At 71.7% G+C, this 24,013-nt stretch carries 18 protein-coding genes and 2 pseudogenes; 9 read left to right on the top strand and 11 right to left on the bottom strand.

Annotation, left to right across the window (positions count from 1 at the left end; all coding sequences use genetic code 11):
* Positions 1–12: 12 nt before the first annotated feature.
* Complete coding sequence (locus AB0L59_RS13555; RefSeq protein ID WP_365582418.1) at positions 13–996, bottom strand: helix-turn-helix domain-containing protein; 984 nt, start codon at positions 994–996, stop codon at positions 13–15.
* A 52-nt stretch (positions 997–1,048) separates the two neighbouring features.
* Here AB0L59_RS13555 and AB0L59_RS13560 point away from each other — a divergent pair, with 52 nt between their 5' ends.
* From AB0L59_RS13560 to AB0L59_RS13570, 3 genes and pseudogenes are all read left to right on the top strand, one after another.
* On the top strand, positions 1,049–1,444 hold the full coding sequence (locus tag AB0L59_RS13560) for a cupin domain-containing protein (protein ID WP_365582420.1): 396 nt from the start codon (positions 1,049–1,051) through the stop codon (positions 1,442–1,444).
* 172 nt (positions 1,445–1,616) lie between these two features.
* Positions 1,617–1,709: pseudogene (locus AB0L59_RS13565) on the top strand (calcium-binding protein); the annotation flags it as partial.
* Positions 1,710–1,799: 90 nt separating this feature from the next.
* Positions 1,800–3,656 (top strand): thioredoxin-like domain-containing protein, encoded by a 1,857-nt coding sequence (locus AB0L59_RS13570; protein ID WP_365582422.1) that lies wholly within the window; start codon positions 1,800–1,802, stop codon positions 3,654–3,656.
* On the opposite strand, the gene AB0L59_RS13575 is transcribed toward AB0L59_RS13570, so the two are convergent.
* The 4 genes from AB0L59_RS13575 to AB0L59_RS13590 form a co-directional block, all read right to left on the bottom strand.
* Positions 3,632–3,886 carry a DUF6458 family protein gene (locus AB0L59_RS13575; protein ID WP_365582423.1) on the bottom strand — a complete coding sequence of 85 codons (255 nt, stop codon included), beginning with the start codon at positions 3,884–3,886 and terminating at the stop codon, positions 3,632–3,634. The two genes, AB0L59_RS13570 and AB0L59_RS13575, sit on opposite strands and share 25 nt — an antisense overlap.
* A gap of 66 nt (positions 3,887–3,952) precedes the next feature.
* Positions 3,953–5,251, bottom strand: coding sequence for a M18 family aminopeptidase (locus tag AB0L59_RS13580; protein ID WP_365582425.1), 1,299 nt, complete (start codon positions 5,249–5,251; stop codon positions 3,953–3,955).
* An 89-nt stretch (positions 5,252–5,340) separates the two neighbouring features.
* A complete protein-coding gene (locus AB0L59_RS13585) occupies positions 5,341–7,167 on the bottom strand; it encodes an acyl-CoA dehydrogenase (RefSeq protein WP_365582426.1) in 1,827 nt (608 codons plus the stop codon).
* A gap of 132 nt (positions 7,168–7,299) precedes the next feature.
* Positions 7,300–8,040 (bottom strand): alpha/beta fold hydrolase, encoded by a 741-nt coding sequence (locus tag AB0L59_RS13590; protein ID WP_365582428.1) that lies wholly within the window; start codon positions 8,038–8,040, stop codon positions 7,300–7,302.
* Between the two features lie 132 nt (positions 8,041–8,172).
* Between AB0L59_RS13590 and AB0L59_RS13595 the strand changes: the two genes are divergently transcribed.
* Both AB0L59_RS13595 and AB0L59_RS13600 read left to right on the top strand, forming a co-directional pair.
* A complete protein-coding gene (locus AB0L59_RS13595; protein ID WP_365582429.1) occupies positions 8,173–8,646 on the top strand; it encodes an SseB family protein in 474 nt (157 codons plus the stop codon).
* 605 nt (positions 8,647–9,251) lie between these two features.
* On the top strand, positions 9,252–10,229 hold the full coding sequence (locus tag AB0L59_RS13600) for a pirin family protein (RefSeq protein WP_365582430.1): 978 nt from the start codon (positions 9,252–9,254) through the stop codon (positions 10,227–10,229).
* A gap of 34 nt (positions 10,230–10,263) precedes the next feature.
* On the opposite strand, the gene AB0L59_RS13605 is transcribed toward AB0L59_RS13600, so the two are convergent.
* On the bottom strand, positions 10,264–10,899 hold the full coding sequence (locus AB0L59_RS13605) for a MerR family transcriptional regulator (RefSeq protein WP_365582432.1): 636 nt from the start codon (positions 10,897–10,899) through the stop codon (positions 10,264–10,266).
* Between the two features lie 101 nt (positions 10,900–11,000).
* Between AB0L59_RS13605 and AB0L59_RS13610 the strand changes: the two genes are divergently transcribed.
* Positions 11,001–12,125 (top strand): AI-2E family transporter, encoded by a 1,125-nt coding sequence (locus tag AB0L59_RS13610; protein ID WP_365582434.1) that lies wholly within the window; start codon positions 11,001–11,003, stop codon positions 12,123–12,125.
* On the opposite strand, the gene AB0L59_RS13615 is transcribed toward AB0L59_RS13610, so the two are convergent.
* Complete coding sequence (locus tag AB0L59_RS13615; RefSeq protein ID WP_365582435.1) at positions 12,017–14,209, bottom strand: SpoIIE family protein phosphatase; 2,193 nt, start codon at positions 14,207–14,209, stop codon at positions 12,017–12,019. The genes AB0L59_RS13610 and AB0L59_RS13615 overlap by 109 nt on opposite strands.
* A 234-nt stretch (positions 14,210–14,443) precedes the next feature.
* On the opposite strand from AB0L59_RS13615, the gene aspS reads away from it, so the two are divergent.
* Both aspS and AB0L59_RS13625 read left to right on the top strand, forming a co-directional pair.
* Entirely contained in the window at positions 14,444–16,207 is a 1,764-nt protein-coding gene (gene aspS, locus AB0L59_RS13620; protein WP_365582437.1) for an aspartate--tRNA ligase, read from the top strand.
* 144 nt (positions 16,208–16,351) lie between these two features.
* Positions 16,352–16,717 (top strand): annotated as a pseudogene (locus AB0L59_RS13625) (dioxygenase); the annotation flags it as partial.
* Positions 16,718–16,804: 87 nt separating this feature from the next.
* Here AB0L59_RS13625 and AB0L59_RS13630 read toward each other — a convergent pair.
* Complete coding sequence (locus tag AB0L59_RS13630; protein ID WP_365582438.1) at positions 16,805–17,536, bottom strand: nucleotidyl transferase AbiEii/AbiGii toxin family protein; 732 nt, start codon at positions 17,534–17,536, stop codon at positions 16,805–16,807.
* Between the two features lie 94 nt (positions 17,537–17,630).
* On the opposite strand from AB0L59_RS13630, the gene AB0L59_RS13635 reads away from it, so the two are divergent.
* Positions 17,631–17,978: a DoxX family protein gene (locus tag AB0L59_RS13635; protein ID WP_365582440.1), complete on the top strand. Its 348-nt coding sequence runs from the start codon at positions 17,631–17,633 to the stop codon at positions 17,976–17,978.
* A 182-nt stretch (positions 17,979–18,160) separates the two neighbouring features.
* On the opposite strand, the gene metG is transcribed toward AB0L59_RS13635, so the two are convergent.
* The 3 genes from metG to AB0L59_RS13650 all read right to left on the bottom strand — a co-directional run bounded on the left by metG (position 18,161) and on the right by AB0L59_RS13650 (position 23,957).
* Positions 18,161–19,870 carry a methionine--tRNA ligase gene (metG, locus tag AB0L59_RS13640; RefSeq protein ID WP_365582441.1) on the bottom strand — a complete coding sequence of 570 codons (1,710 nt, stop codon included), beginning with the start codon at positions 19,868–19,870 and terminating at the stop codon, positions 18,161–18,163.
* Between the two features lie 144 nt (positions 19,871–20,014).
* On the bottom strand, positions 20,015–21,934 hold the full coding sequence (locus AB0L59_RS13645; RefSeq protein ID WP_365582443.1) for a VWA domain-containing protein: 1,920 nt from the start codon (positions 21,932–21,934) through the stop codon (positions 20,015–20,017).
* Between the two features lie 73 nt (positions 21,935–22,007).
* Complete coding sequence (locus AB0L59_RS13650; RefSeq protein ID WP_365582444.1) at positions 22,008–23,957, bottom strand: FUSC family protein; 1,950 nt, start codon at positions 23,955–23,957, stop codon at positions 22,008–22,010.
* Between the last annotated feature and the right edge of the window lie 56 nt (positions 23,958–24,013).

The raw sequence follows: 24,013 nt of genomic DNA on the forward strand, positions 1-24,013 counted from the left end.
GCGCGTCGAACATCACGGTGCGGCCGGTCCGAAGCGCCTGCGGTACGCCGACGGGCTGAGCCCCGTGCCCCGGCGCAGCCGGGCCCGCAGGTTGGCCGCCGTGCCCAGGCCGCAGCGGGCCGCGACGACGTCCAGGCGCTCCTCGCCCCGCTCGATCAGCCGGCAGGCCAGCGCGACCCGCTCCCCGGTGAGCCAGGCCAGCGGGGTCGTACCCAGCTGGGTGCGGAAGCGGCGGTGCAGCGTCGCGGGACTGACGGCCGCACGCGCGGCGAGGTCCGCCACGGTCAGCGGCTCGCCCAGCCGTTCCTGCGCCCAGGCCAGCAGCGGGCCGAGCGACGCGTCGGGTACGTCGGGCACCGGGCGCTCCACGAACTGCCTTTGCCCGCCGTCGCGGTGGGCGGCGAAGACGAGGCGCCGGGAGACGGCATTGGCCAGCTCGGCCCCGTGGTCGCGGCGCCAGATGTGCAGCCCGAGGTCGAGCGCGGCCGCGCTGCCGGCGGCGGTGAGGACATCGCCCTCGTCGACGAACAGCACGTCCGGCTCCAGCAGCACCTTGGGATGCAGGTCACGGAAGGTGTCCGCCCACATCCAGTGGGTGGTGGCCCGGCGCCCGTCGAGCAGTCCCGCCTCGGCGAGGGCGAAGCTGCCGGTGCAGAAGCTGACGACGCGGGCCCCGCGCGCGTGGCTGCGCCGGATGGCCTCCAGGACGTCGGCGCCGCGCGGTACGACGTTGTCGGGGCGCCCCGGTACGACGAGGGTGTCGGCCTCGTCCACCGCGTCCAGGCCCGGCACGCCGGAGAGGGTGAAGAAGCCGTGGTTCATCAGGGTCCGCGGGGCGGGCGTGCACAGCGTCACCGCGTACAGCGGGCCCGGGAAGCCCAGCTCGGGTCTGGGCAGCCCGAACAGTTCGGTCGCGACGCCGACCTCGAAGGGGTTGGTGCCCTCGTCCACGATCACGACGACCCGGTGGGGCGCCTGAGAGGATTCTTGCGGCATATGCGATTCCTAGCACTCGTGCGGCGGTACCGGAACCCCGCACGATGACCTCATGGAACCCAAGGAACCCATCTCCCTGGACAAGGCGCTCGCCTCCTTCACCGAGTGCTGGAGCCCCCGCATCGTCGCCGCCGTCAACGACTACGACGTCCGTATCGCCAAGTTCGAGGGCGAGCACGTCTGGCACGTGCACGAGGACACTGACGAGTTCTTCCTGGTGCTCGACGGCGAGGTGCACCTGGGCCTGCGCGAGCCGGCCGGCGAGCGCACGGTCGTGCTGACCAAGGGGTCGGTGTTCACCGTCCCGCGCGGCACCGAGCACAAGCCGTCCGCGCCCCGGCGCGCCGAGGTCCTGCTCTTCGAGCCCACCGGCACCCTCTCGGTCGGCGACCGGCACGAGGAGGTGCCCGCCCACGTGGACGTCACCACCGGCCACGCCCTGACCTGACCGGGCACCGGAATCCACCGGGCCGACGGGTGTCGGTCAGGTGAACGTCCCGTGAGGGCGGGCGAGTTGGCCAATCCGGGCCGGGGTCCCCGAGTCGAACCGTGCGGAAGCCCTCACCACGATCCGCACGTTCCTCCCGGAGGCCCCGCATGACGCGCACGCCCTCGATACGTACGGCAACAGCGGGAACGACAGGCTGTACGGCGGCGCCGGCCGGGACACGCTCTCCGGTGGCCCCGGCACGGATGTGATCCACCAGGACTGAGGACCCGGTTGTCCACAGGGCGGCTGCCCTCGGGGCGGTTGTCCACAGGCGCCGGAGCCGGTGTGGGAGTCGGGTGGCACCCTTGGAGCCATGACCCACTCCGCACCCCGACGCGCCCGCGTCCGCGCCCCCGAGCTGATCGGCGAGGGCGGCTGGCTGAACACGGGAGACAAGCAGTACACGCTGGCCGACCTGCGCGGACGCATCGTAGTCCTGGACTTCTGGACCTTCTGCTGCATCAACTGCCTGCACGTCCTGGACGAGCTGCGCGAGCTGGAGGACAGACACCGGGACACGGTGGTGGTCATCGGCGTGCACTCCCCGAAGTTCGTGCACGAGGCCGAGCACCGGGCGGTCGTCGACGCGGTGGAGCGCTACGGCGTGGAGCACCCGGTGCTGGACGACCCGGAGCTCGCCACCTGGAAGCAGTACGCGGTGCGCGCGTGGCCGACGCTGGTCGTCATCGACCCCGAGGGGTACGTCGTCGCCCAGCACGCGGGCGAGGGCCACGCGCACGCCATCGAGCGGCTGGTGGAAGAGCTGGAGGCCGAGCACGAGGCGAAGGGCACCCTGCGCCGCGGCGACGGTCCGTACGTGCCGCCGGAGCCCGAGCCGACGACGCTGCGCTTCCCCGGCAAGGCGCTGCTGCTGCCGTCCGGGCACTTCCTGGTCAGCGACACCACCCGGCACCAGCTGGTGGAGCTGGCCGAGGACGCCGAGACCGTCGTACGGCGCATCGGCTCGGGCACGCGTGGTTTCGCGGACGGCGGCGCGACGGAGGCGTCCTTCAACGAGCCCCAGGGTCTGGCGCTGGGCGAGGACGGCTCGGTGATCGTGGCCGACACCGTCAACCACGCCCTGCGGCGCCTCGACCTGGCCACCGGCGCGGTGAGCACCCTGGCCGGCACCGGAAAGCAGTGGTGGCAGGGGTCCGCGACCTTCGGCCCGGCCCGCGAGGTCGACCTCTCCTCACCGTGGGACGTGGCGGTCTTCGGCGGCAGGGTGTGGATCGCCATGGCGGGCGTCCACCAGCTGTGGACGTACGACCCCGCGGCGGGCACGGTCGGGGCGGCGGCCGGGACCACCAACGAGGGCCTGGTCGACGGCCCCGGCGCCGAGGCCTGGTTCGCCCAGCCCTCCGGTCTCGCGGCCACCGCCGAGCGGCTGTGGCTGGCCGACTCCGAGACGAGCGCCCTGCGCTGGGTGGACCTGGACGGCGAGGTCCACACCGCGGTCGGCACCGGCCTGTTCGACTTCGGCCATCGCGACGGCCCCGCCGGGCAGGCCCTGCTCCAGCACCCCCTCGGGGTCACCGCCCTGCCGGACGGCTCGGTGGCGGTCTCCGACACCTACAACCACGCCCTGCGCCGCTACGACCCGGCCACCGGTGAGGTCACGACGCTCGCCACCGACCTGCGTGAGCCCAGCGACGCCGTCCTCGTCGGCGAGGACGTCGTCGTCGTGGAGTCGGCCCGGCACCGGCTGACCCGGCTGCGGCTGCCAGAGGAGGCGGTGCGCGTGGAATCGGTCGCCCACCGCACCCGGCGCGCGGCCACCGAGGTGAGCCCGGGCAGACTCCGTCTCGACGTCGTCTTCCAGGCGCCGGCGGGCCAGAAGCTGGACACCCGCTACGGCCCCTCGACCCGCCTGCTGGTCTCCTCGACCCCGCCCGAGCTGCTGCTCAAGGGCGAGGGTGCCGACACGGACCTCTCCCGCGACCTGGAGCTGAACCCGTCCGTCACGGAGGGCGTCCTGCACGTGTCGGCGATGGCGGCCTCGTGTGACGACGACCCCGCCAACGAATTCCCCGCCTGCCACGTCCACCAGCAGGACTGGGGCGTCCCGGTCCGCCTCGCCGAGGGCGCGACGGACCGGTTGCCGCTCGTGCTGGCGGGGATGGACCGCGGTAGCCGGACGGCGCGTCAGACGCCGTACCCGTCGCTGTAGCCGTCGACGTGGTGGTGGTGATGGTGCGGTTCCTCCTCCACCACCGGTGTCGGCGGCATGACGACCCGGCGGCGCCGCGCGATCCCGCTGAACGTGGCGACGCCGATCAGGCCCACGGCCATCAGGATCAGGCCGACGACCGTGAGGTTGACCCCGTGCATGTGCCAGTCGGTCGCGAACGTGAGGATGGCCCCCACGGCGATGAGGATGATGCATCCTCCGAGCCCCATGAGAACTCGCCTCCCCTTTCGGTTCCGGAATCTCCGGTGCCGTCCGGGTACCCGGTGAACTCCCGGCTAGCCCTCCAGAAAGGCCGTCAGGGCGTTCGCCAGCAGGAACGGGTCGTCGGCGCCGCACAGTTCGCGCACGCTGTGCATCGACAGGATGGCGACGCCGACGTCCACGGTCCGGATGCCGTGCCGGGCCGCGGTGATCGGGCCGATGGTGGTGCCGCACGGCATGGAGTTGTTGGAGACGAACGTCTGGAAGGGGACGTTGGCCTTCTCGCAGGCGGCGGCGAAGATCGCGCGGCCCGAACCGTCCGTGGCGTAGCGGTTGTTGACGTTGACCTTCAGGATGGGGCCGCCGTTGACCCGCGGGTGGTGCGTCGGGTCGTGCCGCTCCGCGTAGTTGGGGTGGACGGCGTGGCCCGTGTCGGAGGACAGGCACACCGTGCCGGCGAAGGCCCGGGCCCGGTCCTCGTACGAGCCGCCGCGGGCGAACACCGAGCGCTCCAGCACGGATCCGAGCAGCGGGCCGTCCGCGCCGGTGTCCGACTGGGAGCCGTTCTCCTCGTGGTCGAAGGCGGCCAGCACGGGGATGCGGGTGAGCGCGGCACCGCCGGTCGCGACGGCGGCCAGTGCGGCCGTGCCCGCGTGCACCGACAGCAGGTTGTCCATCCGGGGCCCGGCGACCAGGTCCCGGTCCCGGCCGAGGTAGGCCGGGGCCTCCACCGGGTGCGTCATCAGGTCCCAGCCGGTGACCGACCCGGCCGCGAGTCCCGCCTCCTGCTCCAGGAAGGCGATCAGGTCGCCGTCCCGGACATCGTCGCCGAGGCCCCAGACCGGCTGCAGATGACGCTGCTTGTCGAGCTTGAGCCCCTCACTGCTGACCGAACGGTCCAGGTGGATGGCGAGCTGGGGCACGCGCAGCAGCGGCCGGTCCACATTGACCAGGGCCGTGGAGCCGTCACGCAGGCTCAGCCGGCCGGCCAGGCCCAGATCGCGGTCCAGCCAGGAGTTCATCAGCGGTCCGCCGTAGATCTCGACGGCGACCTGACGCCAGCCGTGCGCCCCGCTGTCCGGACGCGGCTTGATCCTCAGGTTCGGCGAGTCGGTGTGCGCGCCGACGATGTGGAACGGCGTGTGCGCCTCGGCGCCCTCGGGGACGTACCAGGCGACGATCGCGCCGCCGCGCAGCACGAACTTGCCGCCGCTCGATCCGTCCCAGGCGTCCGTCTCGGCGACCTGCCGGAAGCCTGCCTTCTCCAGCCGCTCTGCGGCGACCGCCACCGCGTGGTACGGCGACGGACCGGCCGCCAGGAAGGACATCAGGTCGTCGGTGTGGCCGCGGTCGAAGCGGGATGCTGCGCTCATGGATTCACCTTAACGACGTGCACGGGCCCGCTCCCGGAAAGGGAGCGGGCCCGCACAGGATCTACAGGGACGTATCAGAAGGAACGTTCCTAGAACGCGGCCTCGTCCAGCTCCATCAGGTCCAGCTCGACGCCGGAGGCGACCTTGCGGGCGAGGGTGACGCCCGGCAGGACGTTCGCCGCGAAGAACTTCGCCGCGGCGATCTTGCCGGTGTAGAACGCCTTGTCCTTCGCGGAGGCCGTGGCCAGCTTCTCGGCGGCGATCGCGGCGCCCTTCAGCAGCAGGTAGCCGACGACGACGTCACCGGAGGCCAGCAGCAGGCGGGTGGTGTTCAGGCCCACCTTGTAGATGTTCTTGGTGTCCTGCTCGGTGGCCGCGAGGTCGGTGAGCATCAGGCCGACGATCGCCTCCAGCTCCACGGCCGCCTTGGCCAGGTGCTCACGGGCGCCGGCCAGCTCCTCGCCGCCGGTGCCGAGCGCCAGGAACTTCTTGATGTCCTCGGCGAGGGAGTTCAGCGCGGCGCCCTGGTTGCGGACGATCTTCCGGAAGAAGAAGTCCTGGCCCTGGATCGCGGTGGTGCCCTCGTACAGGGTGTCGATCTTGGAGTCCCGGATGTACTGCTCGATCGGGTACTCCTGCAGGAAGCCGGAGCCGCCGAAGGTCTGCAGCGACTGGGCCAGCTGCTCGTAGCCCTTCTCGGAGCCGTAGCCCTTGACGATCGGCAGCAGCAGGTCGTTCAGCGCGTGCTCGGCGGAGGCGTCCTCGCCGTTCGCCTCCTTGACCTGGATCGCGTCCTGGACCGAGGCGGTGTACAGCACCAGGGCGCGCATGCCCTCCGCGTACGCCTTCTGCGTCATGAGCGAGCGGCGCACGTCGGGGTGGTGGGTGATGGTGACCTTGGGCGCGGTCTTGTCCAGGAAGTTCGCCAGGTCGGGACCCTGGACGCGCTCCTTGGCGTACTCCAGCGCGTTCAGGTAGCCGGTGGACAGCGTGGAGATCGCCTTCGTGCCGACCATCATGCGGGCGAACTCGATGATGCGGAACATCTGGCGGATGCCCTCGTGCTTGTCACCGATCAGCCAGCCCTTGGCGGGGTGCTTGTCGCCGAAGGTCATCTCGCACGTGTTGGAGGCCTTCAGGCCCATCTTGTGCTCGACGTTGGTGGCGTAGACGCCGTTGCGCTCGCCCAGCTCGCCGGTCTCGAAGTCGAACTCGTACTTCGGCACGAGGAAGAGGGAGAGGCCCTTGGTGCCGGGACCGGCGCCCTCGGGACGGGCGAGCACGTAGTGGAGGATGTTCTCCGACATGTCGTGCTCACCGGAGGTGATGAAGCGCTTCACGCCCTCGATGTGCCAGGAGCCGTCCTCCTGCTGGATCGCCTTGGTGCGGCCGGCGCCCACGTCGGAGCCCGCGTCCGGCTCGGTGAGCACCATCGTGGAGCCCCACTGCTTCTCCACGGCGATCTTGGCGATGTGCTTCTGGACCTCGTTGCCCTCCTCGAAGAGGATGCCGGCGAACGCCGGGCCCGAGGAGTACATCCACACGGCGGGGTTGGCACCCAGGATCAGCTCGGCGTAGGCCCAGATCAGGGAGCGCGGCGAGGTGGTGCCGCCGATCTCCTCGGGCAGGCCGAGCCGCCAGTACTCGGAGTCCATGAAGGCCTGGTAGCTCTTCTTGAAGGACGCCGGGACCGGCGCGGTGTTGGTCTCGGGGTCGAAGACGGGCGGGTTGCGGTCGGCGTCGGCGAAGGACTCGGCCAGCTCGTTCTCGGAGAGGCGGGTCAGCTCCTCCAGGACGCTCTTGGCGGTCTCGACGTCCATCTCCTCGAACGGGCCGGTGCCGTACACCTTGTCGCGCCCCAGTACTTCGAAGAGGTTGAACTCGATGTCGCGGAGATTCGACTTGTAGTGCCCCATGGCGACGGCTCCGTAGAGAGATCGGCGAGGCACTGACTCCTCGCACCTAGTTCACGTACCAACAAGTAGCTCCGATGATGCTACCCGTCGGTAATAAGAAGCAACCCCCGCCGGTGCAAGTGTGAGAAGGGTCTACTCCTCCTCGCTGGTGAGCAGGGCCGCCCACCGGGCCGGGTGCTCGGCGAAAGGCAGGTGACCGCCCGGTATCTCCACCGGCCGGGCTCCGCGGACCCCCGCCGCCACCGCACGGTGCAGCCGGGGCGGGATCTGCGCGCCGTCGACCGGCGAGACGACCAGGGTGGGCGCGGTGGTCCGGGTCAGGTCTGCGGTCACGTCCCGTCGCTCCACCAGCTCCACGTGCTCCGGCGAGCCCACCGGAACGCCCCCGCCCGTCGCCTTCGCCGCCGTCTCCAGTTCCTCCGCGCCCATCGCCTCCAGCGCGGCCGGGCTCAGGCGGTGCGCCATCAGGAACCGGCCGAGCGTGTCCCCGGCCGCGATGAGCGACCGCCACACCCGCGCGGTGAGCCGGACCTGGGCGTCGGCGCGGGCGAAGGGCGCGGTGAGGACCATGGCCGTGACCCGCTCCGGATGGCGGGCGGCCAGCCGTATCGCCACCGCCCCGCCCGAGGAGAACCCGGACACGGCGAACCGCTCGGCGCCCTGCGCGTCGGCGGCGGCCGTCAGCCGGTCGGCCAGGTCGTCCAGCTCCAGCGGCCCGGTGGCGCGCGGGGTGTCGCCTGTGCCCGGGCAGTCCACGCCGATCACCCCGTACCGGGCGGACAACTCGTCCATCACCGGTCCGTAGCCGGCGGCGAGGGAGCCGCCGGCTCCGTGGGCGAGGAGCAGGGCGGGACGCGGACCGGCACCGGACATGAGGGACCTCCGGGGTCGATATCCATAGCGGTCGACACAAAAACAGGAATTTATATCGAGCACTACAGAAAGACCGGCGGAAATTCTCCCGGGCGCTCCGGCGCGCCGCGCCCGCTCGGTACTCTTGCGCCTATGTACGGCTACGACCAGAACGCTGGCGCTCAGCAGCAGTACGCCCCGCCGCAGCAGCAGATGCCGGGCGGTGTCGGCGGGTACGGCCAGCAGCCGCCGCTCTACCCGGAGCCGTCCCCGCCCTCCCTCGCCGACGCGGTGCGCGCCTTCACCACCGGGCAGATGTCCGCCGAGGACTTCCAGCAGATCTTCGCCACGTCGAAGGTGTACTGCCCGCGCGGCGACACCCCCGGCTTCCTCGCCCTGCACAACACCCAGCAGCCGGTGATCCCGATGTTCACCTCGCTCAAGGAGCTGCGCCGGTACGCGGGCAAGGAGTCCAAGTACTTCGTGATCACCGGCGCCGAGGTGATCGACCTGCTCCCCACCGGCTACGGCTTCGTCCTGGACATGGAGGGCGAGCACCGGATGGTCTTCGACGCGAAGGCGGTCGAGCAGATGGTCGACTTCGCGATGCGCCGGATGTACGGCTAGCCGCCGTTGGTCGCGCTGGGGGTGGGCCGGCGTCGCGGCCGTCGCGCTGACGGCGGGTGTGCTGGGGGTGGTCGGCGGGGTCGTGCCCGTCGTGATCTGGCTCTTCGCCCTCACCGTGGGGCCCGGCGGCGGGTGGGCCGCCTGGGCCGGCCGGCGGCTGGTGGCGGAGGTCGTGGTGCTGCGCCTGCGGGGGGCCGTGGCGGAGGGACGGCTGGGGTCGTCCTCCTCGGAGTGGGTCGAGGACACCCTGGTGCGGCGCCACGTCTACTCCTACAGCGACCTGAGCGGTGAGTCGCGCACGTGTACGGGCATCGACACGCGCGGCACCGCGTGGGCGCCGATCCTGTACGACCCCGCGGATCCCGACGCGAGCAGCCAGGTCGGCACCGGTACCACCGGGATGTTCGTCTTTCGGTGCCGTCCTGCTGCTGATCGGGATTCCGGTGCCGGCCGGCTGCGCGGTGGCGGCCGGACTGGCCGTGTTCGTCGCCTTCGGATGACATCCGGCTCCCGGGCCCGGAGGGAATTCCCTCCGGGCCCGCTCTGTTGGGGGTGGCAGAAAGTTCAATGCTCAACTAAACTGGGTCCACAAGGAGGTACCGACCATGCCTGCAGTGACCGTCGAGAACCCGTTGACGCTGCCCCGTGTGACCGCTCCCGCCGACGCCGTGGCACGTCCCGTGCTGGCCGTCACGACCGCCCCGAGCGGTTTCGAGGGTGAGGGTTTCCCGGTGCGCCGGGCGTTCGCGGGGATCAACTACCGCCATCTCGACCCGTTCATCATGATGGATCAGATGGGCGAGGTGGAGTACGCGCCGGGCGAGCCCAAGGGCACCCCCTGGCACCCGCACCGCGGCTTCGAAACCGTCACCTACATCATCGACGGCATCTTCGACCACCAGGACTCGCAGGGCGGTGGCGGCACCATCACCAACGGCGACACCCAGTGGATGACCGCGGGCTCCGGCCTGCTGCACATCGAGGCCCCGCCGGAGTCCCTCGTCGTGTCCGGCGGCGTCTTCCACGGCCTGCAGCTGTGGGTGAACCTCCCGGCCAAGGACAAGATGATGGCCCCGCGCTACCAGGACATCCGCGGTGGCAACGTCCAGCTGCTGACGACTGCGGACGGCGGTGCGCTGCTGCGGGTCATCGCGGGCGAACTCGACGGCCACAAGGGCCCCGGCATCACCCACACCCCGATCACGATGATCCACGCGACCCTCGCCCCGGGCGCCGAGGTCACCCTGCCCTGGCGGGAGGACTTCAACGGCCTGGCCTACGTCCTCGCCGGCCGCGGCAGCGTCGGCACGGACCGCCGGCCGATCCGCCTCGGCCAGACCGCCGTGTTCGGCGCCGGCTCCTCGCTGACCGTCCGCGCGGACGAGAAGCAGGACTCCCACACGCCGGACCTCGAGGTCGTCCTCCTCGGCGGACAGCCCATCCGTGAGCCCATGGCCCACTACGGCCCGTTCGTCATGAACACCAAGGAAGAGCTGATGCAGGCCTTCGAGGACTTCCAGAAGGGCCGGCTGGGGACGGTTCCCGCGGTGCACGGGATGAGCGCCGAGGGTCCGCAGGGCTGACGGCACCGGCAACGGCGGGGCGCTGCTGGGCCGGCTAGGCCGACGGCGTCGGCATTGTGGTGGCGGCGTCCTCCCGGGCGATGCGGCGCAGGGCGGCCATCGCGGCATCGCCCAGCACCGTGCCCAGCACCGCGGCCTCGATCTTGCCGTCCACGGTCGGCACCCGGGCCACCGCGGCCAGTTCGGCGCCGGCGAGCCGGCCGGCCGCCGAGGCGTACTCCTCGAGCAGCGCCAGCAGGTCCTCCCGGTCCAGGTCCCGGTACGTCACGATCAGCTGGACCAGCGCCGCCCAGCCGGGGTTCTCCGGCCCGGCCCTCCAGCCGTGCCGGCGCACCAGCTCGGCCGCCTCCGCCTCGGCCCGTTCGCGGTCCTGCGGGGTGTCCCGTTCCGCGGCGGTCCGGCTGACGGCGGTCCGCGTGGCGCCGAGCAGCCCGTGGACGGACCGGTCCGGCGCGTCTATCCGGGCGAGTACCTGTCCGACCGTGGTCACGGACATCGCGCCGATCTCGAGCATCGCCCGGATCAGCTTCAGCCTGTGGACGTGTCGGTCGTCGTAGCGGACCTGGTTGGGGCTGATGCGCTCACCGGGCGGCAGCAGGCCCTCCCGCGCGTAGTACTTGATCGTCGCGACCGGGACTCCCGTACGCCCCGCCAGCTCTCCGATGCGCATGGGGCGAGGATACGAGCCTCCCGGCCCACCGGCGCGGCACAGCTCACCCACCCGGCCCCGCGCGGCAGGACACCCGCCGGCGCCCGTGATCCGCTGGACGCGTGCAGCTGCTGCCCGACCCGGTCCGACGGCTCGCCGCCTGGTGCGCCGTGCTGCTGCTTGTCGCCGGGGTGGGATGGGTCGGGGTGCGGCTGTGCGGGGCGTTCCGTACGGCCGTCACCCCGGTGCTGCTCGCGCTGCTCGGCACCGCGCTGCTCGGGCCGCTGTACCGCAGGCTCGTGCGAACCGGGGTGCAGGCGTCGATCGCCGCCGGGCTCACCTGTGTCGCCGTCGTGGCCGTCGTCGGCGGCGCCGTCTATGTCGTCGTCGCCGCGCTCATCGACACCGGCGACCAGATCGTCGCCTCGCTGCGGAACGCCGCCAAGAGCGTCTCGGCGCACTTCGGGGCCGCCGGCACCGGCCTCGAGGACCTCGCCGCCAACTCGCGGCAGCTGCTGAGCAGGTTCGGGGGCACGGCCGCCTCCAACGTCATCAGCGGAGTCAGCGTCGTCGGCGAGAGCATCGCGATGGCCGTGCTCGCCCTGCTGCTCGTCTTCTTCTTCCTGCGCGACTCGCACCGGGCCATGGAGACCCTGCGGTCCCTCGCGCCCGGCGGCTCCGCCGACACACTGGAGGCCATCGCCCGGCGTGCCTTCGAGGCGGTGGAGGGGTTCATGCGCGGGACGACGGTCATCGCGCTCATCGACGCCGTGTGCATCACCGCGGGCCTGCTGATCCTCCGGGTGCCCGGCGCGATCGGTCTCGGCGCGCTCGTGTTCGTCGGCGCCTACATCCCCTATCTCGGCGCCTTCATCTCCGGCGCGGTGGCCATCCTGGTCGCGCTCGCCGACCGCGGCTTCGTCATCGCGCTGTGGGCGGTCGGGGTCGTGCTCGCCGTGCAGGTGCTGGAGGGGCATGTGCTCCAGCCGGTCATCCAGAGCCGTACCGTGCAGATGCACCCGGCCGCGGTGATGCTCGCGATCACCGCCGGGGCGTCCGTCGCGGGGATCCTCGGCATGCTGCTCGCGGTCCCGCTGACCGCGGCCGCCTTCGGCGTCCTACAGGAACTGCGGACGCGTTACGCGGCGCCCTCCGACATGTCGTCGTCAGGCCCGCCCTCCTCCGACGCATCCGGCTCCGGCACCTCGTCCTCCGAGCCCTCGGCCGACGCCGCCCCCGACTCGTAGAGCTCGAACCAGATGCTCTTGCCCTCGCCCCGCGGTTGCACCCCCCAGGCGTCCGCGAGCAGTTCGATCAGCATCAGGCCGCGCCCGGAGGAGGCCAGCTCGCCGGGCCGCCGCTTGTGCGGCAGGTCGTCGCCCGCGTCGGTGACGTCCACCCGCAGCCGCCGTCCCCGCGTTCCGCCGGTCACCTCGGCCAACAGCAGCGCGTCGGCGTCGGTGTGGACGAGGACGTTGGTGACCATCTCGGACACCAGCAGCACCGCCGAGTCGACCTGCTCGCAGGAGGCCCAGTCGTGCAGCAGGTCGCGCAGGTGGCCGCGGGCCTCGGCGATCCGGTCCGGCTCGTCCTGCGCCACCGACAGCAGCGTGCGCCGGACCGTGGGCTGTGCCGCGCCCTCCAGGGGCCGCGACAGCAGCAGCAGAGCGATGTCGTCCTCGCGCCGGTCGGCCAGGGGGCCGGTGGTGTGGTGCGAGGAGGGCCCGTGCACGGCCTGCACCAGCGCGTCCGCCAGCGACTCCAGATCGACGCCGTCGTCCCCCGGGGTGGCCTCCAGGATCGCGCGCAGCCGGTGCCAGCCGCTCTCCAGGTCGTGGCCGCCGGTCTCGATCAGACCGTCGGTGCACAGCATCAGCGTCTCGCCGGGTTCCAGAGTGAACCGGGTCGTCGGATAGTCCGCGTCCGGATCCACGCCCAATGGCAGCCCGCCCGCCGTCGGCCGCATCATCACCGTGCCGTCGGCCATTCGGATCGCCGGGTGCGGGTGCCCGGCACGGGCGATCTCCAGCATCCCGGTCGCCGGGTCGGCCTCCACGTACACGCAGGTCGCGAAGCGGAGGTCGGTCATGCCGTCGTCGTGGGTGATGCCGTGCAGGAACCGGGAGACGCGGGAGAGCACGGCGTCCGGGCGGTGGCCCTCGGCGGCGTAGGCGCGCAGGGCGATGCGCAGCTGGCCCATGAGTCCGGCGGCCCGTACGTCATGCCCCTGGACGTCCCCCATGGCCAGGGCGATGCGGCCGGAGGGCAGCGGGATCAAGTCGTACCAGTCGCCGCCGACCTGGAGTCCGCCGCCGGTCGGGATGTACCGGGCGGCCACCCGCATCCCGGGGATCTCCGGGCCGAGCGAGGGCAGCATGGAGCGCTGCAGGCCCTCCGTCAGCTCCCGCTCCGACTCGGCGACCTCCGCCCGGGACAGCGCCTGGGCGAGCATCCGGGCCACCGTCGTCAGGACGGCGCGCTCGTCGGGAGTGAACGCCACCGGATAGGCGAAGGCCGCCAACCAGGCGCCCATGGTGCGTCCGGCCACCGTCAGCGGCAGGAAGGCCCACGAGCGGCGGCCGAAGCGCCGGGCGAGCGGCCAGGTCACCGGATAGCGGGTCTTGTAGTCCTCGGGGGAGGACAGATAGACCGCGCGGCCGGTGCGGACGACCTCGGCCGCCGGATAGGAGGTGGAGAGCGGCATGTGCGAGAAGGGGCCCATGTCGCTGGGCTGGTGCCCGTGCTGGCCGATGATCGTCAGCCGGTCGCCCTGCACCCCGAACACCACGAGTCCGTCCGGGGAGAACCCCGGCATCGACAGGCCGCCGGCCACCCGCAGGACTTCCGCCGTGGACCGCGCCTCCGCCAGCGCCCGACCCGCGTCCAGCAGGAACGCCTCCCGCGAGCGCCGCCAGTCGCCGGTGACCGCGCTGCGGGCGGCCCGTGTGCCCGGGATCGGCTCGGTGACCTCCTGGAGGGTGCCGATCAGCTCGTACGCCCGCCGCTCGGGGTCGAAGGACGGCTTGGACCGGCTGCGGACGACCCGCAGGACGTTCCCCTGCTCGTCCATGATCCGGATGCGCACCTCGGCGAGCGTGCCCTCGTCGACGGCCAGCGGGACCACGCCGGTGATCTCGTTCCAGTCCTCCGGGTGCAGCCGGGCCCGGGTCTGGACCTCGGTGAGGGTGGTCGCCTCGGCGGGCAGCCCGAGCAGTCTCGCCGCCTCCGCGTCCACGGTGACCAGTCCGGCGGCCGTGTCCCAGTGCCACAGCCCGGTCGCGAGGGCGGCGAGGACGTCCCCGACGGGCGGGAGGGGCTCGCGTGTGCGCATTGCCCTACTTTATGGAGATGTGTTTGAAAGGTGCCACTGTAAGTAGATCTGATGGAACCGGGGTCACTGTTGGAGGTATCGACGAAGATCCGGGGCCGTAGCCGGGTCGGCCCCGGTAATGGTGGGGAGCCGATCTTGGCGTGCCCGGTACCCTTGATGGGTCCGGGCCCCGTGCCCGTTCTCGCCGGGGAGAGCACCCCCGCAGACCACACACACGAAGGACGATGAACGACGATGCATCGGTACAGGTCCCACACCTGCGGCCAGCTCCGCGCCTCTGACGTCGGCACCGACGTCCGGCTGAGTGGCTGGCTGCACAATCGGCGCGACCTGGGCGGCATCCTCTTCATCGATCTGCGTGATCACTACGGCATCACGCAGCTGGTCGCCCGCCCCGGCACGCCCGCGTACGAGGCCCTGGACAAGATCTCCAAGGAGTCCACGGTCCGCGTCGACGGCCGCGTTGTTTCACGTGGAACCGAGAACGTGAACCCCGACCTGCCCACCGGTGAGGTCGAGGTCGAGGTCGCCGAGGTCGAGCTGCTGGGCGCCGCCGCCCCGCTGCCCTTCACCATCAACGCCGAGGACGGCGTCAACGAGGAGCGGCGCCTGGAGTACCGCTTCCTGGACCTGCGCCGCGAGCGCATGCACCGCAACATCATGCTGCGTACGGCGGTCATCTCGGCCATCCGCCACAAGATGACGGCGCTGGGCTTCAACGAGATGGCGACCCCGATCCTGTCGGCGACCTCCCCCGAGGGCGCCCGTGACTTCGTGGTCCCCTCCCGCCTGAACCCGGGCAAGTTCTACGCCCTGCCGCAGGCCCCGCAGCAGTTCAAGCAGCTGCTGATGATCTCCGGCTTCGACCGCTACTTCCAGATCGCGCCCTGCTTCCGCGACGAGGACGCCCGTGCGGACCGCTCGCCGGGCGAGTTCTACCAGCTCGACGTCGAGATGAGCTTCGTCGAGCAGGAGGACGTCTTCCAGCCGATCGAGCAGCTGATGACCGAGCTGTTCGAGGAGTTCGGCAACGGCCGCCACGTCACCTCGCCGTTCCCGCGCATCCCGTTCCGCGAGGCGATGCTGAAGTACGGCTCCGACAAGCCGGACCTGCGCGCCAAGCTGGAACTGGTGGACATCACCGATGTCTTCGAGGGCTCGGAGTTCAAGGCGTTCGCCGGCAAGCACGTGCGTGCGCTGCCGGTGCCGGACGTCTCGGCGCAGCCCCGCAAGTTCTTCGACCAGCTCGGCGACTTCGCCGTCTCCCTCGGCGCGAAGGGCCTTGCCTGGGTCCGCGTCGGCGAGGACGGCGCGCTGTCCGGTCCGATCGCGAAGTTCCTCACCGAGGAGAACGTCGCCGAGCTGACCAAGCGGCTCTCCCTGGCCCCCGGTCACGCGGTCTTCTTCGGCGCGGGCGAGTTCGACGAGGTCTCCAAGATCATGGGCGCGGTCCGCGTCGAGGCTGCCAAGCGTGCCGGCCACTTCGAGGAGAACGTCTTCCGGTTCTGCTGGATCGTCGACTTCCCGATGTACGAGAAGGACGAGGAGACCGGCGCGATCGACTTCTCGCACAACCCCTTCTCCATGCCGCAGGGCGGCCTGGAGGCCCTTCAGACCCAGGACCCGCTGGACATCCTGGGCTGGCAGTACGACATCGTCTGCAACGGCGTCGAGCTGTCCTCCGGCGCGATCCGGAACCACGAGCCGGACATCATGCTCAAGGCCTTCGAGATCGCGGGCTACGACCATGAGACCGTCGAGGAGAAGTTCGCCGGCATGCTCCGCGCCTTCCGCTTCGGCGCTCCGCCGCACGGCGGCATCGCCCCCGGTGTGGACCGCATCGTCATGCTCCTCGCGGACGAGCCCAACATCCGCGAGACGATCGCCTTCCCGCTCAACGGCAACGCCCAGGACCTGATGATGGGCGCCCCGACCGAGCTGGAGGAGGCCCGCCTGCGCGAGCTGCACCTGGACATCAGGAAGCCGCAGCCGAAGTAACAGGCCCCGCCGTGCGCGCCGATCTGTCCTGCCTCCGTCTTGACGATCGGCGCGCACAGCCGTCTCTGAGCCCGGTGACAGTTTCCGTCCCTACGGTCCCGGCCCGTGACCGATACCCCGGAAGACAACCGCAGACCCCGTGACCTGAACCGCCGTACGGTGCTCGTGGCGGGCGGTGCCACCGCCGTGGCCGTGGGCCTGGTCGGCGCCCTGGCCGTCGACGCCTCCGCGGAGGACGACACGGCGACCGGGGCCTGCTACGCGCTGACCTCCGAAGCCGTCGAGGGCCCCTACTACATCGACGCCGACAAGATCCGCCAGAACGTCACCGAGGACCAGGCGGGCATCCCCCTCGCGCTGACGCTCAAGGTGATCGACGCCGAGACCTGCAGGCCGCTGAAGAACGCGGCGGTCGACATCTGGCACTGCAACGCGGTGGGCGTCTACTCCGGATACGAGGCCTCGGGCAGCGGCGGAGGGGGCGGTGGCCCGGCCCCGACCGGCTCGCCCGACAGGCAGCACATCACGCACGGCGTACGGGCCGGTCTGACGCTGGGCGTGGCGCCGGACGCGACGCACGACGGCGGCTGATCCGGCTCAGTCGCCGCCCTGCCCGTCCTCCCCGGCGGAGACCCCGCTCTCGTCGTCCTCGTCGTCGTCCCCGTCGGGGGACGCGCCGTCCTCCAGCAGCCGCTCCGCGATGTCGTCGGACCACTGCTGGGCCCAGGCGCGCAGGGCGCCCACCTCCGCCTCGGCCAGGCCGTACCGGATGAAGTCCCCGTCGGAGTAGAAGTCCGTGCCCGTCAGCCGGGACTGCAGGGTGGGCAGGTCGAACGGGTCGTGGGCGTGCCGGCGGCCCAGTTCCTCCAGGGCGGGCAGGGAGAACCGGGACGCGGCCGCTCGCGCGTCGATCAGGTCGACGGCCGCGCCCCGGTCGTACAGCGCCCGGATCTTCGTACCGACGGCGTCCTCGAGGGAGAGCGCCGGCCCGTACGCGGTGAGCACCGGCGGCTGCCACAAGGCTTCCTTGTGCAGCGCGAGGGCGCAGGACTCGCCGGTCGGCGGGTCGGTGACGGTCAGCTGGGCGGTGAGCACACTGGCGGGCCCGGGGCGCACCTGCCGGCCGCGCGCCTCGAGGGCCGTGCCGACGGCACCGGCGATCCGGTCCATGTCCTCGGAACTCTCCGTGGCGAAGTCGAGATTCGCGTGCGGACGCGCCACCAGGCCGTACGCCTGCAGGGCATATCCACCGGCGAGCACCAGCCCGTACGGGCCGCCCGCGGTGACGACGTCGGCGAGGAGCCGGTGGTGGGGTTCGGGGAGGTTCAAGATTTTTCCGGGTTCCTGTCACACGGGCGGGGGCCGGGGGTTCAGAGAGGTGTCCGCAGTTCTTCGACCGCTCGATGCTCGATGGGAGCCTCTCATGCGTACCGCTCAGATCGTCGTCACCCTGCTCGCCGCGCTGATGGCCGGTTTCTCCGGTGCCGTGCTGCTGCTGCGGGCCCAGTGGATCGTGAAGGCCCTCACCGACTACTCGGTGCCGCGGAGCTGGTGGACCCTGCTCGGCGTGGCCAAGGCCGCCGGCGCCGTAGGGCTGGTGGCCGGGCTGTTCGTACCGGTGATCGGCGTGCTGGCCGGGATCGGGTTGGTGCTCTACTTCCTCGGGGCCGCCGTCACCGTGGCCCGCGCCCGCTGGTACTCCCACATCCCGTTCCCCCTCGTCTACGCGGCCCCCGTCGTCGGCGCGCTCGTCCTCGGGTACGCCGCCTGACCGGGGACACCGGACGTTTCCGGTGGGCGGCGACTTCTCCGTGCGCGCCTGGAGTCGTCCGCCAAGAACCCGCCGGCGCACCCGCCGACCACGACCGGCGCCGGCGTCCTGAAGCAGGCATGCGTAGGGGCGCCGAGCACGCGCTCGGCGCCCCTACGCGGGTCGGTCCGGCGGGATCGGCCTCACTCGCCGCCGAAGCGCTCCTTGTACGCCGCCAGGTCCTCGTCCGTGAGCTTGGCGAACAGGACCGGCGGGACCGTGAACGGGGTGCCGGCGGGGACGGTGGTCAGGGACTTCGCCTCGTCGGAGGTGACCCAGGCGGCCGTGTCGGCCTGGAGGGCGAAGGCCTGTCGCATGGCGGCGGACGTGGCCGGGATCAGCGGCTCGGAGACCACCGCGTACAGGTGGATCAGGTTCATCGCCGTACGCAGGGTGAGGGCCGCGGCGTCCTTGTCGGTCTTGATCTGCAGCCAGGGAGCCTTCTCCTCGAGGTAGGAGTTGCCGGCCGACCACAGGGCGCGCAGGGCCGCGGCGGCCTTGCGGAACTGCAGCGCCTCCATCTGCTGCTCGTACTCGGCGAGCAGACGGGCGATCTCCTCGCCGAGGCGGACCTCCGCCTCGCCGGGCTCGCCGCCCGCCGGAACCTCGTCGCCGAAGCGCTTCTTCGAGAAGGACAGCACACGGTTGACGAAGTTGCCGAGGGTGTCGGCGAGGTCCTTGTTGACCGTGGCGGTGAAGTGCTCCCAGGTGAAGGAGGAGTCGTCGGACTCGGGCGCGTTCGCGATCAGGAAGTAGCGCCAGTAGTCCGCCGGGAGGATCTCCAGGGCGTGGTCGGTGAAGACGCCGCGCTTCTGCGAGGTGGAGAACTTGCCGCCGTAGTACGTCAGCCAGTTGAAGGCCTTGACGTAGTCGACCTTCTTCCACGGCTCGCGCACGCCCAGCTCGGTGGCCGGGAACATGACGGTGTGGAAGGGCACGTTGTCCTTCGCCATGAACTCGGTGTAGCGGACGGTGTCGTCGGCCTCGTACCACCAGGACTTCCAGTCCCGGTTCTCCGGGTCCTGGTCCGCCCACTCCTTGGTCGCGCCGATGTACTCGATCGGGGCGTCGAACCAGACGTAGAAGACCTTGCCCTCGGCGGCCAGCTCCGGCCAGGTGTCGGCGGGGACCGGGACGCCCCAGTCCAGGTCCCGGGTGATCGCGCGGTCGTGCAGGCCCTCGGTCAGCCACTTGTGGGCGATGGAGGAGGCGAGCTGAGGCCAGTCCTTGTCGTGCCGGGCCACCCACTCGCGGACCTCGTTCTCCAGCTTCGACTGCAGGAGGAAGAGGTGCTTGGTCTCGCGGACCTCCAGGTCCGTGGAGCCGGAGATCGCCGAGCGCGGGTTGATCAGGTCGGTCGGGTCCAGGACGCGGGTGCAGTTCTCGCACTGGTCGCCGCGGGCCTTGTCGTAGCCGCAGTGCGGGCAGGTGCCCTCGACATAGCGGTCCGGCAGGAAGCGGCCGTCGGCGGGGCTGTAGACCTGGCGGATGGCGCGCTCTTCGATGAAGCCGTTCTCGTTCAGCTTACGGGCGAAGTGCTGGGTGATGTCGACGTTCTGCGGGCTGGAGCTGCGGCCGAAGTAGTCGAAGGCCAGCGCGAAGCCGTCGTAGATCGCCTTCTGCGCGTCGTGCGCCTGGGCGCAGAACTCGTCGACCGGCAGGCCCTCCTCCTTGGCGGCCAGCTCGGCGGGGGTGCCGTGCTCGTCGGTGGCGCAGATGTACAGGACGTCGTGGCCGCGCTGGCGGAGGTACCGGGAGTACACGTCCGCCGGGAGCATGGACCCCACCATGTTGCCCAGGTGCTTGATCCCGTTGATGTACGGAAGGGCGCTGGTGATGAGGTGTCGAGCCATCGTGGCTGCTCCCAGGTCGCTGCGTTTTCTGCGGTTTCGAACCTTGAAATCGTAGCCGACAGGGGTGGGCCGCCCGCTTCCCGTTTTGCTGGGTGGGACCGGAGGGGAAGGGGCGGCCCCGGGGTTACCGAGGGTGACTGCTCTTTACGGGCGCCAGGTGGCGAGCACGCCCTGGTAGAGCTCCGTGTCCGTCAGCTCGCGGGGGGTGGGGCCCGCGTGGAAGAAGGACGTGTTGCCGGTCTTCAGCTTGCGGAGGTAGTCGAAGGCCTTGTTGTCGTGCTCTCCGAAGGCGACGAAGGAGAAGAAGACGGACGGGTGGTCCTTCGCGGCGTCGGTGAGGGCCTGGGTGGCGGGGGTCTTCGCGTCCGGCGCGCCGTCGGTCTGGAAGACGACGAGGGCCGGGGTGGCGGGGGTGGCGTCCTTCTCGTACTGCTCGTAGTGGGCGAGTACGGCCTCCACGGCGGCGTGGTAGCTGGTACGGCCCATGCGGCCGAGGCCCGCGTGGACGTCGTCGATCTTCGTCTCGTGGTCCGGGGAGAGGGTGAGGTCGGTGGTGCCGTCGACCTCCGTGGAGAAGAAGACGACGTGGACCGAGGCCTCGGGATCCAGGTGGGCGGCGAGGGCGAGGGTCTGGTCGGCGAGGGCCTGGGCGGAGCCGTCCTTGTAGTACGGGCGCATGCTCGCGGAGCGGTCGAGCACGAGGTAGAGCTTCGCTCGGGTGCCGGTGAGGTCGGTCTTCCTGAGGGCGGCTGTGGCGGCCTTGTAGGCGGTGGCGAGGGAGGGGGTGCGGGACTTGAGCTTGGCGAGGGGGGTGGCGGGGGTCTTCTGGTCCTCGTCGGTGGGGGCGTGCGGGGTGTCGAAGGGTGCGGTGTCCGCCTCGGCTTCGCCTTCGGCGTCCGTGTTCCCACCCGCACCACCCGTGCGGCTTTCGTCGTCGGCTGCGGGTGGCCCCTCGGGGGCGTCCTCGCCGTCGGCGGCCTGCGGGCCCGTCGTCCCTCCGGGCTTCTCGGCGCTACCCTCGGCCGTCTCGGCGACCTCCGGTTCGGCGAGCTCTTCGGCCTCGGCCTCCTCCGCGACCGCCTCGACCGTCTCTCCAGCCTCCGGCTCGGTAGCCACCTCCTGCTCGAGCGTCTCCCCGGCCACCGCCTCGGTGCTCGCCCCGGTCACCGGCTCGGCGCGCTCCTCAGCAGCCGCCGGCTCGGCGTGCTCGTCGGCCCCGGTCACCGGCTCGGCGCCTTCCTCGGCCGCTGTCTCGGCGGCCGTCGGCTCGGCGTGCTCGTCGGTTGCCGCCTCGGCAGCGACCGCCTCGGTGCTCGCCCCGGTCACCGGCTCGGCGCTTTCCTCGGCAGCCGCCGCTCCAGTGCCTTCCTCAGCCACTGCCTCAGCAGCCGTCACCTCGGTGCGCTCCTCGGGCGCTGTCCCGGCGGCCGTCGGCTCGGCGTGCTCGTCGGTTGCCGCCTCGGCAGCGGCCGCCTCGGTGCTCGCCCCGGTCACCGGCTCGGCGCTTTCCTCGGCAGCCGCCGCTCCAGTGCCTTCCTCAGCCACTGCCTCAGCAGCCACCGGCTCGGTGCTCGCCTCGGTCACCGGCTCGGCGCTGTCCTCAGCCACTGCCTCAGCAGCCACCGCCTCGGTGCCTTCCTCAGCCACTGCCTCAGCAGCCGTCACCGCGGTGCGCTCCTCGGCCCCTGCCTCGGCAGCCGTCGGCTCGGCGCCTTCCTCGGGCGCTGTCTCGGCAGCCGCCGGCTCGGCGCTTGCCTCGTTCGGCCGATCGGCGGTGTCCTCGGGCTTTGCCTCGGTGGGCGGGTTCGGTTCTTCCGACGGGTGGGGGACCTTTACGTTGTCGAAGGCCGCCGAGACCAGTTCGTGTTCGTCGGGGGACGAGGTTCGGGGCTCGGGAACCGTGGGTGTCGGCTCGGCGGGGGCGGGAGCCGCCGCGGTGGGCGCCGGGTCCGCCGGCGTGGAGGTGGGCGGCTGTGCCGGCAGGCGGTTCGCACCCTCTGCCTCGGCGGCGCGTGCCTTGCGTGAGCGGCCGAATGCGTTCCGCAGGAGAGTGAGAATGCCCATGTGCGCAACCCTTCGCGTGAGTTGATGCCCGTTGATCCCTGGCCAGGACGGACACGTAAGGTTAGCGAAGCGGTCAGTGAGGGGAAGCGATCGACCGGGCCGCGGCGACCTCCTGGCGGAGCGGCTCCAGGACGCTGCCCGCGGGGCCGGTCAGGTCGGTGCGGACCGGGCTCAGCGTTTCCGCGTTGCGGACGCCCTCCGACAGCTCCCTGAGCTGCAGGGCGATCTGGGTGATCTCGGCCGTGGACGGGGGCGGCGCCCCGTGCCGGACGCGGACGCGGGCCGCCGTCGTGGCGTCCACGATGCGCTCCACGGCGACGACCAGCGGCCACCAGGCGGCCGCGCGCCGGCCGGTCGGCGGCGGTTCGGTCAGGGCTCGCTGGAACTCCGTACGGATCGCCGACAGGTCGCGGTAGAGGCGGCGGCGCATGCGGGCCCGGCCCGCGGGGTCCGGGGTCGGCTCGGTGACGAAGGCCGCCTCCAGGTACGCCGCCGTGTCCGCCACCGCGTCCGCCAAGCGGTCGCCGACCCTGGTGCGCCAGCTCTCCGGCCAGAGGAGGTAGCCGGCGGTCAGCGCGATCGCGCAGCCGAGCAGGGAGTCCGTCAGGCGGGGAAGGAGGAGGGCCGTGCCCAGGTGGTTCAGGATGTCGGAGAGCAGGAGGATCACCGGGGTGATGGCCGCCGTCTGGTAGCCGTAGCCCCGGGGGGTCAGGGCCGGGATCAGGGGGGCCAGCACCAGCATCGCGAGGACGTCCCACCAGCCGAGCGGGACGTCCGCCAGGACCACCGCCGCGATCACCAGGCCGGCCACCGTGCCGAGGGCGCGCAGCAGCGCGCGGGAGAAGACCGAGCCGAAGTCGGGCTTCAGCACGAAGGTGATCGTCAGGGCCACCCAGTAGGAGCGCGGGACCGGGATCAGGGAGACCAGGGCCTGGGCGACGCCGACGCAGACCGCCAGGCGCAGGCCGTAGCGCCAGGAGTTGGCCGACAGCACGACGTTGCGGGCCGCCCTCGCCGTGCGGATGCCCAGTGCCGCGGGGCGGCCGAGGCGGTCGTCGATGCCTCGGGGGTCGACGTCGGGGGCCGTGACGACCTCGGCCGTGTGGCACAGGGCGTGGTCCACCGCGCGGGCCGTCTCCGTCGTCGGGACCGGGAGGTCCAGCGCTATCGGGCCCGTGTAGCCGGTCTCCACCGCCTGGGCCAGGTGCCGGACCGCCTCGGGAATCCGGGGCGGCAGCGGGCGGCCCGCCAGGTGGGCCGCGGGGGCCGCCTCCACCACCGGGGTGATGGCGTTCAACTGCGCCAGCAGGCGGGTGAGTTCCCGGCTCCGGCCGTGGTGGCGGGCGCGCCGGGCCAGGATCAGGTCGTAGGACTGGTCGAGGGACTGGGTGACCGTGCGGCGGGCGTCCTCGTACTCCTCGGTGCGGTCCGTGCCGGAGACGGTGAGGAGCGCGGCGACCGTGCGGTAGGTGGCGGCCACCGCCGTGCGTTCGGGGACGCCCGAGCGCAACGGCCACGCCAGCAGGGCGAGGAGGAGGACCAGCAGGCCGCCGCCCGTCATCAGGGCCGGGGCCAGCCACCAGGGGCGCGGGAGCGGGAGGCCCGCGCCCACCACGCAGTTCAGCAGCAGGAGCAGTCCGGAGACCGAGGCCACCGCGCCGATCGTCGAGATCATGCCGGAGAGCAGCGCGACCCCGGTCAGCGCGGCGACGGCGTACCAGCCGTGGCCGTAGACCAGCGTGCCCAGCGTCACGCCGACCGCGCCGAACAGCTGCGGTACGGCGATGTTGAGGATGCGCATGCGGTAGGCGTCGGCGGTGTCGCCGATGACGCCGGACAGGGCGCCCATGGAGGCGAGGGCGCCGTACGCCGGGCGGCCGGTGGCGAGGCCGATCACCAGCGGGAGGGTCATCGCGACGGCGGCGCGGGCCACGGCGGCCTTGTGGACGGGGGCGGGCTGAGGGCGGAGGTTCCGGACCAGCCAGTCGGGAGGGGTGAGGCCGGTGGGGAACTCTCGCGACATGCGGCCATTATCGCCGGTTCGCCGCGGGCCACCCGGAGCCGTCCCCGGGCTCCCTC

This window comes from Streptomyces sp. NPDC052109 (genome assembly GCF_040680195.1).
Lineage (GTDB): Bacteria > Actinomycetota > Actinomycetes > Streptomycetales > Streptomycetaceae > Streptomyces.

Coding starts and splice junctions, on each gene's coding strand:
- AB0L59_RS13635 (WP_365582440.1), top strand. CDS start 17,631: ATGCGTACCGCTCAGATCGTCGTCACCCTGCTCGCCGCGCTGATGGCC.
- AB0L59_RS13645 (WP_365582443.1), bottom strand. CDS start 21,934: ATGGGCATTCTCACTCTCCTGCGGAACGCATTCGGCCGCTCACGCAAG.
- AB0L59_RS13560 (WP_365582420.1), top strand. CDS start 1,049: ATGGAACCCAAGGAACCCATCTCCCTGGACAAGGCGCTCGCCTCCTTC.
- AB0L59_RS13595 (WP_365582429.1), top strand. CDS start 8,173: ATGTACGGCTACGACCAGAACGCTGGCGCTCAGCAGCAGTACGCCCCG.
- AB0L59_RS13605 (WP_365582432.1), bottom strand. CDS start 10,899: ATGCGCATCGGAGAGCTGGCGGGGCGTACGGGAGTCCCGGTCGCGACG.
- AB0L59_RS13650 (WP_365582444.1), bottom strand. CDS start 23,957: ATGTCGCGAGAGTTCCCCACCGGCCTCACCCCTCCCGACTGGCTGGTC.
- AB0L59_RS13615 (WP_365582435.1), bottom strand. CDS start 14,209: ATGCGCACACGCGAGCCCCTCCCGCCCGTCGGGGACGTCCTCGCCGCC.
- AB0L59_RS13600 (WP_365582430.1), top strand. CDS start 9,252: ATGCCTGCAGTGACCGTCGAGAACCCGTTGACGCTGCCCCGTGTGACC.
- AB0L59_RS13585 (WP_365582426.1), bottom strand. CDS start 7,167: ATGGGGCACTACAAGTCGAATCTCCGCGACATCGAGTTCAACCTCTTC.
- AB0L59_RS13590 (WP_365582428.1), bottom strand. CDS start 8,040: ATGTCCGGTGCCGGTCCGCGTCCCGCCCTGCTCCTCGCCCACGGAGCC.
- metG (WP_365582441.1), bottom strand. CDS start 19,870: ATGGCTCGACACCTCATCACCAGCGCCCTTCCGTACATCAACGGGATC.
- AB0L59_RS13570 (WP_365582422.1), top strand. CDS start 1,800: ATGACCCACTCCGCACCCCGACGCGCCCGCGTCCGCGCCCCCGAGCTG.
- AB0L59_RS13580 (WP_365582425.1), bottom strand. CDS start 5,251: ATGAGCGCAGCATCCCGCTTCGACCGCGGCCACACCGACGACCTGATG.
- AB0L59_RS13575 (WP_365582423.1), bottom strand. CDS start 3,886: ATGGGGCTCGGAGGATGCATCATCCTCATCGCCGTGGGGGCCATCCTC.
- AB0L59_RS13555 (WP_365582418.1), bottom strand. CDS start 996: ATGCCGCAAGAATCCTCTCAGGCGCCCCACCGGGTCGTCGTGATCGTG.
- aspS (WP_365582437.1), top strand. CDS start 14,444: ATGCATCGGTACAGGTCCCACACCTGCGGCCAGCTCCGCGCCTCTGAC.